Source organism: Corynebacterium humireducens NBRC 106098 = DSM 45392 (assembly GCF_000819445.1).
Lineage (GTDB): Bacteria > Actinomycetota > Actinomycetes > Mycobacteriales > Mycobacteriaceae > Corynebacterium > Corynebacterium humireducens.
In genome coordinates, this window is the sequence record NZ_CP005286.1 from 1,787,784 (window position 1) to 1,802,270 (window position 14,487).

Consider the following 14,487-nt stretch of genomic DNA (forward strand, 5'->3'; position numbering starts at 1 on the left):
AGCCACCGATGCCGATGAGGTGGACGCGGGAGAGATCGACGGTCACGGTGAGTGCTCCTGGGTGCTTGAAGGTGGACGGGTCTGAATTACTCTACTGCCGCCACGACCGCGTCGGCGAGCAGCCCGGCGGCGTCACCGGCGGCGTGGTCACGGGCGGCGGCCCGCATGGCGGCGAGCTGCGCGTCGTCGCCGAGGATCTCCGTGACCTCGGAGACGAGGCGGTCGGGGGTGAGCTCGGCGTCGTCGATGAAGCGGGCGGCCCCGGCCTCGACGACCCCGGTCGCGTTGAGCGCCTGCTCACCGTTGCCGTGCGGCAGCGGCACGTACAGGGCGGGGAGGCCGGCGGAGGTGACCTCGGCGACGGTCATCGCGCCGGAGCGGCAGACGATGAGGTCGGCCACGGCGTAGGCGGCCGCCATGTCGTCGATGTAGGGCAGCGCGACGTAGTGGTCGTGCTTGTCCGGCGCGGTGTTGCGCTTGCCGTAGGCGTGGAGGATCTGGATGCCGGCGTCCGTGGTGAGCGTCTCCACCGCCCCGGCCACCGCCTTGTTGATGCGCACCGCGCCCTGGGAACCACCGGTCACCAGCAGGGTGCGCCGCCCCGGCTCGAGGCCCCACAGTTCGCGGGCCCGCTCGACGGCCGCGTGGGTGTCGCCCCCACGCAGACCGGCGCGCACGGGGATGCCGACGACCTCGCCGGGCATGCCCGAGTCCGCGACGGCGTTGTAGCTGCGGCCGCCGAGGCGCTGGCCCAGCTTGTTGGCCATGCCGGCGCGGGCGTTGGCCTCGTGCACGAGGAAGGGGATGCCCAGCGAGCGCGCCGCCAGGTAGGCGGGGGCGGAGACGTAACCGCCGAAGCCGATGAGGACGTCGGCCCCGGTGTCCCGGAGGATCGCCCGGGTCTGACGGACGGCACCCAGCACGCGGAACGGCAGCTTGAGCAGGTCCAGGTTGGGGCGGCGCGGCACCGGGACGGGGTCGATCAGACGCAGCTCGAAACCGCGGGCGGGGATGAGGTCGCGCTCCAGTCCGCGGGGGGTGCCCAGGGCGGTGACGGTGGCACCGTGCTTCTCGACGAGCGCCTCAGCCACCGCGAGAGCGGGCTCGATGTGGCCGGCGGTTCCACCTCCTGCGACAACTACGCTCAGAGGCTTCTTCGCTGCGGGCATGGGTCACCGTCTCCTGTCGTTGGGGGGCCTGTTTCTCCTCCTGACGCTACCAGTGACCGGCTCCCCAAACCTCTCACGTGACGTGGGGGCGGGGGCCCGCCGCACCGGGGTGGGGCGGGTCGCCGGTTCGGGCAGCAGAGCGAGCCGGTCGAAGAGGGGTCGGCCGTAGGACTGCATCGCGGAGACCGCCTCCGGTTCGTGGCGGGCCACCGAGGCCAGCAGGCCCATCGAACCGAGGGTGATGATCGTCGACGTGCCGCCCGCGGAGATCATCGGCAGCTGGATGCCGGTGACCGGGAGCAGGCCGATGACGTAGCCGATGTTGATGAAGGCCTGCGACACGACACCCGCCGTGAGCGCACCGGCCATAAGCGACTGGAACTGGTTCTGCGCGCGGAACGCGGCGCGGATGCCGAAGTATCCGAGGAGGGCGAAGAGGATGATGACCAGCGCGCCGCCCCACAGTCCGAGCTCCTCGCCGATAATGGCGAAGATGAAGTCGTTCTTCGCCTCGGGGAGGTAGAACCACTTGGCGCGGGACTGCCCCACGCCGACGCCGGTGACGGAGCCGTCCGCCAGGGAGAGGAAGCCCTGGTAGGACTGGAACGCCACGCCCTGGGTGTCCTCGAAGCGGCCGAAGAGGGCGTCGAAGTAGACGTGGAAGCGGTTGGAGCGGAAGCCGCCGGAGAAGAACACCCACAGCAGTCCGAGTCCGGCCACGGCCACCGACGCGAGGATGAGACGGAGATCCACGCCCGCGAACAGGAGCGTGAAACCGACGACCACGGCGAAGTTCACGGCCATGCCCAGGTCACCCTGGAGAGCGATGAGCAGCGCCATGATGGCGGCCACGCCGGCGTAGAGGGTGAAGGGGCTGCGCATGCCGGTGCCGGGGGTGTGCCGCCGGTCGGCGAGGTAGGACGCGCCCCACACGGCGATGGCCACCTTGGCCAGCTCGGAGGGCTGGAAACGCAGTGGTCCGAGGACGATCCACGACTGCGAGCCGACCTCGAGTCGGCCCGTGCCGATGCCCGGTATGAGCACCGCGATGAGCAGCACGAGTGACAGGCCGAGCAGCCAGGGCGTCAGGCGCCGTACGGTCTCCGGGCGGGTGCGCAGGGCGATCCAGAAGGCGACGAGTCCGGCGGCGATCATCATGAACTGGCGCACGGCCTGGTTCCACACGGTCGCGCCCTCGAGGACGGACCAGGTCATCGTCGAGGACATGACCATGACGGCGCCGATGCCGACGAGCAGGAAGACCACGGAGCGGATCATGAAGTAGTCGAAGCCCGGACGGGACTCCAGCATGCGGTGCCAGTCGGCGCGCCACCTCGTGAATCTGCCGGTGGAGTTGCTCATGAAAGCCTCCGTGCTGCCGCGGCGAACAGGTCGCCGCGCTCGGCCATGCCGGTGAACATGTCCAGGGAGGCGGCGGCGGGTGCGAGGAGGACGGTGTCGCCCTGCTTCGCGACGCCCGCCGCCCACCCCACGAGCTCGTCCATCGCGGCGGCCGGGTCGGTGTGGGTGGTGGTGTGGACTGGGACGTCGGGGGCGATCTCGGCCAGTGCCGCCGCGATGAGCGGGGCGTCGACGCCGAGCAGCCCGACGGCGCTGAGCCGGTGGGCGTGGTCCCGGATGAGCGGGACGACGTCCGCCCCCTTGAGCTGGCCGCCGGCGATCCAGATGACGTCGTGGAGTCCGGCGAGCGCCGCGTCGGCGGCGTGCGGGTTGGTGGCCTTGGAGTTGTCGATCCACGCCACTCCCCCGCCCTCCGCGACGGTCTGGCCGCGGTGGCCGTCGACCTGGAAGTCGGCGAGGGCGGCGGCGATGTGCTCCGGGCCCGCGCCCTGGCTGCGGGCGATCGCGGCCGCGGCGAGGGCGTCGAGGACGCCGGCCGGTCCGGCGGGCTGGATGCCCGCCACGGGGGCGAGCACGACGCCGGTGTCGTCCACCAGGTGTCCGTCGCGCACGCCGAACTGTCCGGGGACGGGTTCCCCGAGGGTGAAGCCGACGTACGTGTCGACGCCCGCCCGCTCCAGCACCGCCCGCACCTCCGGGTCGTCGACGCCGGCGACGGCCACCGCGCCCCGCAGGGCACGCGCCTTGTCGTCGGCGTAGCCGGTGAAGGAGCCGTGCCAGTCGATGTGGTCCTCGGCGAGGTTGAGCAGCACGCCGGCGTCCGGGATCAGCTGGCTCGACCAGTGCAGCTGGAAGCTGGAGAGCTCGGCGACGAGGATGTCGACGCGCTGCGGGTCCACCAGGGCGTCGGCCACCGCGACGCCGATGTTGCCGACCGCCTCGGCCCGCAGGCCGGTGTCGCGGCCGAGCTGCTGCATCATGGCGGCGAGCATGGCGGTGGTGGTGGTCTTGCCGTTGGTGCCGGTGACCACCAGCCAGGTGCGCGGCGGGCCGAAGGTCCCGGCGCGGTCGAGGCGGTAGGCCAGCTCGACGTCGCCGATGACCTCGAGGCCGCGGGCGGCGGCGTCGACCAGCAGTGGGCTGTCGGGGCGCCAGCCCGGGGAGGTGACGACGAGCTCGACGTCGTCGAGAAGCTCGCGTGCCTCGGCGACGGAGACGGTGCGCACGCCGTCGAGGCGGGTATTGTCGTCGGCGACGATCAGGTCCACCCCCAGACCGGCGAGCAGGCGGACCAGGCCGCGGCCGGACACTCCGGCTCCGGCGACGAGGGCGGTTCCGGTGATCATCGCAGGCTCACTCCCGTGGCTGTCAGCCACTCAGCGTAGAAGATGGACGTTCCCAGCATGACGGCCATGACGGCGATGAGCCAGAAACGGATGACGACGGTGGTCTCGGGCCAGCCGCCGTTCTCGAAGTGGTGGTGGAACGGTGCCATGCGGAAGAAGCGCTTGCCCGTCGTGCGGAACACGATGATCTGGATGAGCACGGAGGCCGCCTCGATGACGAAGAGGGCGCCGATGATGATCATGAGCAGCTCGGTGCGGGAGGCGACGGACAGTCCGGCGACGAGGCCACCGAGGGCCAGGGAACCGGTGTCGCCCATGAAGATCTTGGCCGGTGCCGCGTTCCACCACAGGAAACCGAGGCAGGCGCCGAGGCCGGCGGCGGCGAGGACCGCGAGGTCCAGCGGGTCACGCACCGAGTAGCAGCCCGGCTCCACCGAGACGGTGCAGGAGTTGCGGAACTGCCAGAAGGTGATGAGCGAGTAGCCGCCCATGACGAAGGCGGTGGTGCCGGCGGCGAGGCCGTCGAGGCCGTCGGTGAGGTTGACGGCGTTCGACCACGCGGCGATGAGGATGTACATGAACACCAGGAACACGATGATGCCGATCACCGAACCGCCGAAGGCGATGTCCAGGGTGTCGATGTCACGGATGAACGACAGCTGCGTCGACCCCGGGGTGAGCCCCTGGTCGTCCGGGAACCACAGGATGAGCAGGCCGAACGCGATGGCGATGACCAGCTGGCCGACGAGCTTGGCCGTCTTGTTGAGGCCCAGGTTGCGGGCCTTGAACAGCTTGATGAAGTCGTCCGCGAAGCCCAGGGCACCCAGGCCCAGGGTCAGGCCGAGGACCAGGAGGCCGGAGACCGTGAAGCCGCCGGAGCCGGTGATGAGCCCGTAGAGGCTGACGGTGAGGTAGGCGATGACGATGCCCGCGATGATGGCGATGCCGCCCATCGTCGGGGTGCCGCGCTTGCGCATGTGCGACTTGGGGCCCTCCTCACGGATCTCCTGCCCCAGGCCCTCCGCGGAGAAGCGCCGGATGAGGACGGGAGTGGTGAAGATGGCGACGAGGAAGCTGACGATTCCTGCCATGATGATCTGTGTCACGTCGAATGCGCCCCTAATGACCCTTCTGGATGAGTTTCTCTGCCACCCGCCACAGCCCCAGAGCATTGGAGGCCTTCACCAGCACCACGTCACCGGGGTTGCCGGTGCCCGTGTACTCGATGGGACGGGTCTGCAGCACGTTCCCGACGAGGCGGGTGGCCTCCTCGACATCGTGTGCGATCTCAGTAGTTATACCCCGCGCCTGCGCCGCCGTCGCCATGGCACGGCTGTTGGGGCTGTCCCCGACGGCGATGAGGTGGGACACGCGGTAGCGTCCCAGCTGCTCACCGAGCTCCCGGTGGGAGGCCTCGGCGTCGTCGCCGAGCTCGCCCATCTCACCGAGGACCGCGATGGCCCGGGCGTGCGGCCGCGCCGCCGCCGTGTAGGCCAGGGCCGCGACGCCGGCGCGCATGGAGTCGGGGTTGGCGTTGTAGGAGTCGTTGATGACCGTGACGCCGTCAGCCCGGGTCTGCACGTCCATGCGGTGCGCCGAGGCGTTGGTGTGGCGCGACAGTCCCGCCGCCACCTGCTCGAGGGTGAGCCCGGCCTCCAGGCCGACCGCGGCGGCGGCCAGTGCGTTGGACACCTGGTGCTCGCCGAAGACCTGCAGGGTGACGGGGACGGAGCCGTCCCGGCTGTGGAGGGTGAAGCTGGCGCGGGCGACGTCGTCGAGGCGCACGTCGGCCGCCCACAGGTCGGCGCGGGAGTGCGTGGAGTAGGTGACCACGCGCGCCCGGGTGCGCGGCGCCATCGCCGCGACGAAGGGGTCGTCGGCGTTGAGGACGGCCACGCCGTCGGCGGGCAGCGCCTCGATGAGCTCGCCCTTGGCCTGCGCGATGTTCTCCTGGGAGCCGAACTCCCCGAGGTGCGCGGAACCGACGTTGAGCACGACGCCGATGTGCGGCGGCACCGACTCCGCCAGGTGGGCGATGTGGCCGATTCCGCGGGCCGACATCTCGGCGACGAGGTAGCGGGTGTCGGCGTCACAGCGCAGGGCGGTGTACGGGTGGCCGATCTCGTTGTTGAAGGAGCCGGGCGGGGCGACGGTCTCCCCCGCCTCCCGCAGCACGGACGCCACGAGGTCCTTGGTGGAGGTCTTGCCGGCGGAACCGGTGATGCCCACCACCGTCAGGTCGGGCAGGCGCGTGACCACGCCGTGCGCCAGGGCGGCGAGCGCCTCCACGACGGCACGGGCGGAGCCGTCCTCGTCGTGGGCGTAGATGTCGGCGTTGGAGTCACTGCGGCCCCGCGGCTTCACGACGACCGCCGGCACCCCCACCGGCCGCGCCGCCAGGACGGCGACCGCGCCGGACTCGACGGCGGTGGCGGCGAAGTCGTGTCCGTCGACGCGCGCCCCCGGCAGGGCGAGGAACAGCCCGCCCGGGGTGACCCGGCGGGAGTCGAACTCGACGGACCCGGTCACCCGGGTCTCCGGGTCGGTCACGTGCGAGAGTTCACCGCCGGTGATGTCCGCGATCTCCGCGAGAGTGAGGGGGATCAATGCTTCTTCTCCTTGAGTGCGCGCCGGACCTCTTCCCGGTCGTCGAAATGGTGGTTGACGCCGTTGACCAGCTGGCCGACCTCGTGGCCCTTGCCGGCGACGACGACGCCGTCCCCCGGGCGGGCCCACTCGATCAGCGCGTCGATGGCGGCGGCGCGGTCCCCGATCTCGCGGATCTCCGCGTCCGTCCCGGCGTCGACCGCCCCCTGCAGCACGGCCGCCCGGATGGTGGCGGGCACCTCGCTGCGCGGGTTGTCGTCGGTGATGATGACCAGGTCGGCGCGGTGGGCGGCCTCCGCCCCCATGAGGGGACGCTTGGTGGCGTCGCGGTCACCACCGGCCCCGACGACCACGCCGAGGCGGCCGCGGACCTGCCCGCGGAGGGTGTCGAGGACGGCGGCGACGGCGGCCGGCTTGTGGGCGTAGTCGACGACGGCGAGGAAGTCCTGGCCCTCGTCGATACGCTCCATGCGCCCGGGGACCGCGACGTCGAGGAAACCGGCGGTGAAGGCCTGCGGGTCGACGCCCACGGCCCACGCCATGGCGGTGGCCAGGGCGGCGTTGGCGATGTTGAAGTCACCCGGCAGCGGCAGCTCCGCCTCGACGGCCCCCTCCGGCAGGGTGAGCCGGATGACCTGGGCGCCGGTGGGCGTGAGCGAGCTCTGGACGGCGGTGACGTCGGCCTCCGCGCCGCGGGTCGCGACGGTCACCGGGTCCGAGGCCAGGTCGGCCATCCGCCGCCCCCACTCGTCGTCGACGCAGACGACGGACCGCTCCGCGGCCAGCGGCGACGCCGGGTCGAAGAAGCGGGCCTTGGCCGCGAAGTACTCCTCCATCGTCGGGTGGAAGTCGAGGTGGTCCTGGGAGAGGTTGGTGAACCCGGCGACGTCGAAACGCGTGCCCGCCACCCGGCCCAGCTCCAGGGCGTGGGAGGAGACCTCCATGACCACGTGCGTGACGCCCTCCGCGAGCATCCGCACGAACAGGGGCTGCAGGGTCGTGGCCTCCGGGGTCGTGAGGTCGGTGGGGACGGGACGGCCGTTGATGCGCGTGCCCGTCGTGCCGATGAGGCCGACCTTCAGGTCGGCCGCCATGAGCCCCTGCTCGAGCAGGTAGCTGGTGGTCGTCTTCCCGGAGGTGCCGGTGATGCCGAGCAGGGTGAGACGCTCCGAGGGGTGGCCGTGGATCTCCGCGGCCACGGCCCCGAGGACCGCGCGGACGTCATCGACGAGGATGACAGGGCGGGTGTCGCCGGCGGCGTCGAGAAGCTCCTTTCCGGCGGCGTCGGTGAGGATCGCGACGGCCGGCGTGCCGCGCGCGAACTCCGCACCGTGGCGGCGCGTGCCGGGGACGGCGGCGAAGAGCGCGCCCTCGTCCGCGAGGCGGGAGGAGTCGAGCTCCACCGACGTGACGACCGGGGCCACGGATCCGGTCAGCTCTCCCCCGGCGATACGGGCGAGGTGGGACAGTGTGGTCACTGTGGTCTCCATGGTCATACTCCTCCGTGGTGGGCTGGGTTAGTGGGCGTGGAGGATCAGCATGTCCTCCATGGGCGGTGACGCCGGGATGTTGTCCCGGTTGAGCAGCCAGGACGCGATGTCACGGAACAACGGCGCCGAGGACTGGCCACCGCCGCCTCCCGCCTCGACGCCGGCGCGGGGCTCGTCGACCATGACGGCGACGACGAAGCGCGGGTCATCCGCCGGGGCGATGCCGGCGAAGGTGATCCAGTAGTCCGAGTTCGAGTACGCGCCCGTCCGCGGGTCGACCTTCTGGGCCGTACCCGTCTTGCCGGCGGTCTGGTACCCGGGGACCGCGCCGTTCGCGCCGGTACCCGACTGCAGACCACCCGGGTCGTTCTGCATCACGGAACGGAACATCTGGACCACCGTCTCCGCCGTCTGCGGACTGACCACCTGCGTCCGCCGCGGCTCCGTGGTCGAGGTGACCTTGCCGTCCGGACCGGTGACCGACTCGATGATGCGCGGCTCGATGCGCTCCCCGTGGTTGGCGAGCGCCTGGTAGATGCTCGCCATCTGCAGGGTGGTGAAGGACATGCCCTGCCCGATGGGCAGGTTGGCGAAGGTGCCGCCCGACCACTGCTCACGCGGCGGCAGCAGACCGGCGGACTCGTTCGGCAGCTCCACCCCGGTGGGGCGGCCGACGCCGAAACGGTCGAGGTAGTCGGCGAAACGGTCCTCCCCGAGGCGCTCCGCGAGCATCAGCGTGCCCACGTTCGAGGACTTACCGAAGATGCCGGTCGTGGTGTAGGGCACGAGTCCGTGGTCCCACGCGTCCGAGACGGTCACGCCCGCCATGTGGATGGAGCCCGGCACCTGGTGGACCTCGTCCGGCGTGGTCAGCCCCTCCTCGAGGGTCGCGGCAGCGGTGATGACCTTCGCCACGGAACCCGGCTCGTAGGGGTGGGAGATGGGCTGGTTCTCGAAGTCCTTGCCCTGCTCCAGCTGGCGCTCGATGTTGCCGTTCGGGTCGATGGTGTCGGTGTTCGCCATCGCGAGCACCTTGCCGGTGGCCACGTCCAGGACGACGGCCTCCGCGGACTTCGCCTGCGAGTTGGCCTTCGCCTGTTCGAGGAGCTGCTGCACGTAGGTCTGCAGGTCCAGGTCGAGCGTGAGCTCGATGGAGGAGCCGTCGACGGCGGGCACCACGTCACGCAGCGTGCCCGGGATGACCTGCCCGTCGGTGGAGACGTCCTCCGTGGACCGGCCGTTGATGCCCGAGAGCATCGCGTCGCCGGAGGCCTCGAAGCCGAACTGGCCCTGGCCGTCCATCGACACCTTGCCGATGATGTTCTCCGCGATCGCCCCGTTGGGGTACTGGCGGATGTCCTGGTGGTCGGCGGCCACGCCGTGGAAGGTCGAGGCGATCTCCGTCGCGACGTCCGGGTCGACGTTGCGCACCAGCACCTCGTAGTTCGTCTCCGCGTGCAGCTTGTCCAGGATCTCCTGCGACTTCACCTCACCCGTGATGGCTCCGGCGTCCTCGATCATGCGGGGGATCTCCTCCGACATCCGCACGAGGACGTCCTCGACGCGGCCGTCGATCTGGGAGTCGATGTCGGCGCGCGACATGCCGTCGATACGCATCGCCAGGTCCTGCTGCTGACGCAGCTCACTGCGCAGCAGACGCGGGGAGACGGTGAGGCTGCGGGCCTGCATGGTGTAGGCCAGCTGGTTGCCGCGCCGGTCGACGATCTCGCCGCGCCGCGCCGGATCGACGTACACCCGGGCACGCTGCTCCTGCGCCTTCGCCGCCAGGTCCGGGCCCCACACGACCTGCACCCAGGCGAGACGCCCGACGAGGACGAGCGCGATGACGAGGAAGATGTTGAGGATCACCCGCATGCGGGTCACCATCATCGTCTTCTGGTCCTGCGGCTGACGGCGTGGCCGCTGCTGCGGCGGCGGCACAGGGCGGCGGGGCCGGGTGACGCGGGCCTCGGAGTAGGTGCGGGATGACGAACGGCGGGACGAGTGTCCCCGTCCCGCATCACGTCTCACGCCACCGGTACCGGGTCGTGTCACTGGCTGTCCTCACCTGTCAGTTGTCGTTCATGTTCTCTGGTTCCGCCTCCGGCACATTCGGGGCATACGGGAGCACCCCACGCTCCGGCGCCGGGGCGACGGGGTCCGGGAGCGCATCATACGGGGAACGGAGCTGGTGTCCCTGCGGCACGGCCTCCAGGTTGTCCTCGAGCTCGTGGGTCGCCTCCGGGTCACTGGACGCCTGTCCCGGCCGGACCGGGGCACCGTTCACGTCAATGATAGGGTGCGTCGCCGGATCCGCCGGGCGCTGCACCACGATCTCGCCGTTCTCGTGCACGCCCAGGATCCCGGGCTGCGCGGGCAGGACCAGGCCGAGTTCACCGGCCCGACGGGCGATCTCCGCGGAGGACCGGACGTTCTCCAGGTCGCGGTTGAGGGTCTCGAGCTGGTTCGACAGCTGCTTGTCCTGCGTCTGCAGGAGCTGCGTCTGGAAGGTCTGCTGCGTCGCCAGTCCGGCCAGCCACATGGCCACCGCCACGCCGGCGATCGCCAGGACGATGGACACGCTGATGAGCTTGGCCAGCAGCGAGGTCTGCTTGAGTTCCGCGACCCTGCGTCCCCGGACGGAGACGACCTGGCGGGAGCCCAGCCGGTTGGGCACCGGGCGGCGGCGCGTCGGCAGCGGCGTCTGGGCCGGCGGGGTGAAGGATCGGGTGTGCTGCTCCCGGTCGAGGAGTGCGGTCCCGACACTGTAGTCACGGCTCGCGCCCATGCGACGCTGCTTGCTGGTGGTGCTGTTGGTCGGGTTCACGATCGGTCTCCAAACGGGTCAGGGAGCTTCTCGACGGCGCGGACCCTCACCGGGGCCGCACGCGGGTTCTCCTCGATCTCGGCTTCGGTCGCCTTCTCCGCGCCACGGGTGACCGTGGCGAAACGCGGCGCCGTGCCCGGCAGGTCCATCGGCAGGCCGGGCGGGGTCTTCGATGCGGTCATCTCGGCGAAGGCCGCCTTGACGATGCGGTCCTCCAGGGACTGGTAGCTCATGAACACGGCACGGCCCCCGACCGCCAGCAGCCCGGCGATGACGGGGATGACGTTCTCCAGCGCCTCCAGCTCGGCGTTGACCTCCACGCGCAGCGCCTGGAAGGTGCGCTTGGCGGGGTGTCCACCGGTGCGCCGGGTGGCGGCGGGGATGGTGGCGTAGAGCAGCTCCACGAGGCGGGCGGAGGTGGTGAAGGGAGCCTTCTCCCGCTCCCGCAGCACAGCCGAGGCGATCTTGCCGGCGAAACGCTCATCGCCGTAGGTCTTGAGGATGCGCGCCAGCTCACCGTGGCTGTACGTGTTGAGGATGTCGGCCGCGGTCCGCCCCTTCGTCGGGTCCATGCGCATGTCGAGCGGCGCGTCGGTGCGGTAGGCGAAACCGCGCTCCACCTGATCGAGCTGCATGGAGGACACACCGAGGTCGAAGAGCGCGCCGGCGACGCCGTGCTCCCGGACCAGGTCGAAGATCGGCCCCTCCCCCGTCTCGACGGCCTCGCCGATCCCGTCGAAACGGGTCTGCACGCCCACGAACCTGTCCCCGAAGGGGGCGAGTCGGGCGCGGGCGTCGGCAAGCGCGACGGGGTCACGGTCCACGCCGATGACGTGGGCCTCGGGGAAGGTGCGCAGGAAGTGCTCGGTGTGGCCGCCGGCACCGAGGGTGCCGTCGACGATGACAGCCCGGGAGCCGAGCTTCTCGACGCCCGGCGCGATCAGATCCGCCATGCGGTCCCGGAGAACCGGGACGTGGCCGTGGTTGTCGTTGATGTCGAAGCTCATGTCACTCATGACCGCACCCCCCTTCCTGATTCCTGTGTCCGGACAGCGGGACGCGTACAGGGCCCTGCCCGATGTGTCCATCTGATGTCGGGGAAGTACACCAGAGCATCACCTCGGGCAGAGTCCTCCACGCATCCCGCTCATCCCGTGACGACCGTCGTGGGTCAGAGCAGTCCGTCGAGGATCTCTTCCGCGTCGGCCGCGGAGAACGCGGCCTCCGTCTCCTGCTGGTATGCAGCCCAGGATTCGGCATCCCAGATCTCGAGAAAATCCACAGATCCGATGACCACACACTCCTTTGTCAGGCCCGCGTACTCACGGTGCCCGGCAGAGAGGGTGATGCGCCCGTTGCCGTCAGGTCGCTGTTCATCCGCGCTGGCAGCCAGATTGCGGATGAAGGCACGAGCCTGCGGGTTGGTGCGAGACACCGCTGCAGCCTTACGGATGCGGGCGGCGAACTCCTCCCGGGGATAGACCGCAAGACTGTGATCCTGCCCCTTCGTGACCATCAACCCTCCGGCCAGTTCCTCACGGAACTTGGCCGGTAGTGTCAGTCGACCCTTGTCGTCGAGCTTCGGAGTGTAGGTACCGAGAAACATCCCCGGGCCACCTTCCTCGTCTCGACTCCACGGATCTGTCTGACCTGATTCAATTCTGGCGGTGCACTACGTCCACCGCTGCGCCCCACAATACCCCACTTTGCCCCACCAACAACCCTCATTCCCGGCCTGTCGGATACCTATATCTACAGATCCGCAGGTGAAGGGAAGAAAAGAAGGTGGGGCGCGCCACCCGCCGGGCGCGTCACGCATGTCGGCACACCCCGTCGCCACAGGCCACCGGCGGCCGGAGGGGCGCCGTTCCGACCCCCGGTGGGGCAAAGTGGGGCCTGTGGGAGGGCATGAAAAAACCGCCGCCCCGGGTGCGGGACGGCGGTGCTTTTCTCTGGCTGTGAGGGGTCAGCGCTCCTCGAAGCGGCGACGGAAGTTCTCCTCCATCTTGCTCGCCATGGAGGACGGGTCGTTGGAGCGCTCCCTGCCCGGGCGACGCTTGATGATGCGGTCCGCGGAGGAGGCACCTCCACCACGGAGCATCCACACGCCGGCCCCGAACATCACGAGGAAGCCGACGACACTGAGGGCGATGAACCACAGGCTCTGCTGGGCGAGTGCGACACCGCCGACGAGCATGACGAGCCCCACGACCGCGATGGCGAGTCCACGGAGCGTGATCCCCGGGGCACCGTCCCCACCGAAGACGTGATCGCCCGCCACAGTGGACCCGAACTTGGGGTCATCGGCGAGGAGAGACTGTTCGATCTCCCGGAGCATCCTCTGCTCCTGCTCTGAAAGCGACACTGTTCCTCCCGGATATCGCTGGGGTTTGATCTATCTACTCGTTTAACGCCCAGACTATCGGGAATGTTCCCGCAATTGCCAACCTGCACTTTCGGCACCCTAAGCAGCCGCCGGAACCCACCCCGCCTCAGCCTCGGTCTCCGCCAGGAACTGCGCGGCGAGGTCCATCACCGTGGACACGACCCCCCGGTCGACGTCGAGCTCCAGTCCGGAGGCCACCCGGGAGCGCAGGCGCGAGTACTGGCTGAAGACGAGCGCCCACCGCTCCCCCTCCGCGTCCACCATCCGGAGCTGGTCCCATGCGCCGGTGGGCCGGCGCCGCCTGCCGGCCACGGCCGACGCCGAGATACGCGCACCCGCCGTGCGCAGTGCGGCCTGATACGCGACCTCCAGGGCGAGGTCCCACTCCCCCGCCTCCCGGTGGCGGTGGGCTTGGGCCAGCAGGACCTGGGCCTTGAGAATGAAGCCGGCCCGTCGCGTCCCCGCACCCGCTCCGGCGAACCTCGTCGTTGCCGAGATGATCTGTGCCATCGGGACCGTCTCCTTTCCTCAACCTCTGCGATCCAACCTGCCCTCACCCTAGGAACGGGCCTGGACACCACACCCCAATTATAGAACAGCCTTTCGAACAGGTCAATGGTTCTCCTGCGGATTCGTCCACTCCCGGTGGTCTTTTCCCCACACACCCGGCCGTTCATGGTTCAGTGGTGGTGTGACCATGGAGATCCGCCGCTTGTCCGGCCCCGAATTCGCCGTGCTGGCCCCCCAGCTCGTCGACCTCTACATAGAGGCGATGGGCTACGACCCGAGCATCCGCGCCGGTCGCATCGACGTCTGGAGGCGCGAGATCGTCCAGCCGGGATTCACCGCGCTGGCCGCCCTCGACCAGGACGAGGTCCTCGGCGTGGCTTACGGCTACATCGGCATGCCCGACATGTGGTGGGACCGACAGGTGCGGCGCGGCATCCGGGAGGCCGGCGGGCCGGACACCCGGCAGGTGCTGCTCCTGCGCGACTACTTCGAGGTGGCGGAGATCCACGTCTCCCCCACGCAGCAGGGACGCGGGATCGGCCGGATCCTGCTCTCCCAGCTGCTCTGGCTCGCCCCCGCCGGCAACGCCATGCTCTCGACGCCCGAGGTCGACGACGAGGCCAACAACGCCTTCTCCCTCTACCGATCCATGGGCTTCCGCGACGAGCTGCGCCACTTCCGCTTCGACGGCGACGCCCGCCCCTTCGCCGTCCTCTCGGTACCCCTCCCCCTGCCCGGCATGGTGGAGAAGCCCGCCGTTGAACGACGCGGGTGACCGGCTGGGTATCGT

The 14,487-nt window shown here is 70.1% G+C and carries 13 protein-coding genes; 1 reads left to right on the forward strand and 12 read right to left on the reverse strand.

Going from position 1 to position 14,487, the window contains the following annotated elements; genetic code table 11:
* Window positions 1-86: 86 nt before the first annotated feature.
* The 12 genes from murG to B842_RS08925 all read right to left on the reverse strand — a co-directional run bounded on the left by murG (window position 87) and on the right by B842_RS08925 (window position 13,697).
* The gene (gene murG, locus B842_RS08870; protein WP_040086221.1) at window positions 87-1,169 is read right to left on the reverse strand and encodes an undecaprenyldiphospho-muramoylpentapeptide beta-N-acetylglucosaminyltransferase; all 1,083 of its coding nucleotides are present in this window, start codon (window positions 1,167-1,169) and stop codon (window positions 87-89) included.
* A gap of 3 nt (window positions 1,170-1,172) precedes the next feature.
* Window positions 1,173-2,531 carry an FtsW/RodA/SpoVE family cell cycle protein gene (locus B842_RS08875; RefSeq protein WP_040086223.1) on the reverse strand — a complete coding sequence of 453 codons (1,359 nt, stop codon included), beginning with the start codon at window positions 2,529-2,531 and terminating at the stop codon, window positions 1,173-1,175.
* The gene (gene murD, locus B842_RS08880; RefSeq protein WP_052437841.1) at window positions 2,528-3,877 is read right to left on the reverse strand and encodes a UDP-N-acetylmuramoyl-L-alanine--D-glutamate ligase; all 1,350 of its coding nucleotides are present in this window, start codon (window positions 3,875-3,877) and stop codon (window positions 2,528-2,530) included. Before murD ends, B842_RS08875 begins: the two co-directional genes overlap by 4 nt.
* Window positions 3,874-4,983 carry a phospho-N-acetylmuramoyl-pentapeptide-transferase gene (gene mraY, locus B842_RS08885; RefSeq protein ID WP_040086225.1) on the reverse strand — a complete coding sequence of 370 codons (1,110 nt, stop codon included), beginning with the start codon at window positions 4,981-4,983 and terminating at the stop codon, window positions 3,874-3,876. The genes murD and mraY overlap by 4 nt, the downstream gene beginning before the upstream one ends.
* 13 nt (window positions 4,984-4,996) lie before the next feature.
* Window positions 4,997-6,484, reverse strand: coding sequence for a UDP-N-acetylmuramoyl-tripeptide--D-alanyl-D-alanine ligase (locus tag B842_RS08890; RefSeq protein WP_040086227.1), 1,488 nt, complete (start codon window positions 6,482-6,484; stop codon window positions 4,997-4,999).
* Window positions 6,481-7,974, reverse strand: a complete 1,494-nt coding sequence (locus tag B842_RS08895) for a UDP-N-acetylmuramoyl-L-alanyl-D-glutamate--2,6-diaminopimelate ligase (protein WP_040087507.1) — start codon at window positions 7,972-7,974, stop codon at window positions 6,481-6,483. The genes B842_RS08890 and B842_RS08895 overlap by 4 nt, the downstream gene beginning before the upstream one ends.
* Before the next feature lie 27 nt (window positions 7,975-8,001).
* Window positions 8,002-9,861 (reverse strand): peptidoglycan D,D-transpeptidase FtsI family protein, encoded by a 1,860-nt coding sequence (locus tag B842_RS08900; RefSeq protein WP_082028503.1) that lies wholly within the window; start codon window positions 9,859-9,861, stop codon window positions 8,002-8,004.
* Window positions 9,862-10,045: 184 nt separating this feature from the next.
* On the reverse strand, window positions 10,046-10,801 hold the full coding sequence (gene ftsL / locus B842_RS08905; protein ID WP_052437842.1) for a cell division protein FtsL: 756 nt from the start codon (window positions 10,799-10,801) through the stop codon (window positions 10,046-10,048).
* Window positions 10,798-11,808 (reverse strand): 16S rRNA (cytosine(1402)-N(4))-methyltransferase RsmH, encoded by a 1,011-nt coding sequence (rsmH, locus tag B842_RS08910; protein ID WP_373277280.1) that lies wholly within the window; start codon window positions 11,806-11,808, stop codon window positions 10,798-10,800. The genes ftsL and rsmH overlap by 4 nt, the downstream gene beginning before the upstream one ends.
* A gap of 164 nt (window positions 11,809-11,972) precedes the next feature.
* Complete coding sequence (mraZ, locus tag B842_RS08915; RefSeq protein WP_040086232.1) at window positions 11,973-12,407, reverse strand: division/cell wall cluster transcriptional repressor MraZ; 435 nt, start codon at window positions 12,405-12,407, stop codon at window positions 11,973-11,975.
* Window positions 12,408-12,767: 360 nt separating this feature from the next.
* Entirely contained in the window at window positions 12,768-13,166 is a 399-nt protein-coding gene (locus tag B842_RS08920) for a DUF3040 domain-containing protein (protein WP_040086234.1), read from the reverse strand.
* A 99-nt stretch (window positions 13,167-13,265) separates the two neighbouring features.
* Window positions 13,266-13,697, reverse strand: a complete 432-nt coding sequence (locus B842_RS08925) for an SAV_6107 family HEPN domain-containing protein (protein WP_040086236.1) — start codon at window positions 13,695-13,697, stop codon at window positions 13,266-13,268.
* A 187-nt stretch (window positions 13,698-13,884) separates the two neighbouring features.
* Here B842_RS08925 and B842_RS08930 point away from each other — a divergent pair, with 187 nt between their 5' ends.
* The gene (locus tag B842_RS08930; RefSeq protein ID WP_082028504.1) at window positions 13,885-14,472 is read left to right on the forward strand and encodes a GNAT family N-acetyltransferase; all 588 of its coding nucleotides are present in this window, start codon (window positions 13,885-13,887) and stop codon (window positions 14,470-14,472) included.
* Window positions 14,473-14,487 lie beyond the last annotated feature (15 nt).

Bases quoted from the DNA above. Each gene is read 5' to 3' on its own strand.
- murG (WP_040086221.1), bottom strand. From the start codon at position 1,169: ATGCCCGCAGCGAAGAAGCCTCTGAGCGTAGTTGTCGCAGGAGGTGGA.
- B842_RS08875 (WP_040086223.1), bottom strand. From the start codon at position 2,531: ATGAGCAACTCCACCGGCAGATTCACGAGGTGGCGCGCCGACTGGCAC.
- murD (WP_052437841.1), bottom strand. From the start codon at position 3,877: ATGATCACCGGAACCGCCCTCGTCGCCGGAGCCGGAGTGTCCGGCCGC.
- B842_RS08895 (WP_040087507.1), bottom strand. From the start codon at position 7,974: ATGGAGACCACAGTGACCACACTGTCCCACCTCGCCCGTATCGCCGGG.
- B842_RS08900 (WP_082028503.1), bottom strand. From the start codon at position 9,861: ATGGTGACCCGCATGCGGGTGATCCTCAACATCTTCCTCGTCATCGCG.
- rsmH (WP_373277280.1), bottom strand. From the start codon at position 11,808: ATGAGCTTCGACATCAACGACAACCACGGCCACGTCCCGGTTCTCCGG.
- mraZ (WP_040086232.1), bottom strand. From the start codon at position 12,407: ATGTTTCTCGGTACCTACACTCCGAAGCTCGACGACAAGGGTCGACTG.
- B842_RS08925 (WP_040086236.1), bottom strand. From the start codon at position 13,697: ATGGCACAGATCATCTCGGCAACGACGAGGTTCGCCGGAGCGGGTGCG.
- B842_RS08930 (WP_082028504.1), top strand. From the start codon at position 13,885: ATGGAGATCCGCCGCTTGTCCGGCCCCGAATTCGCCGTGCTGGCCCCC.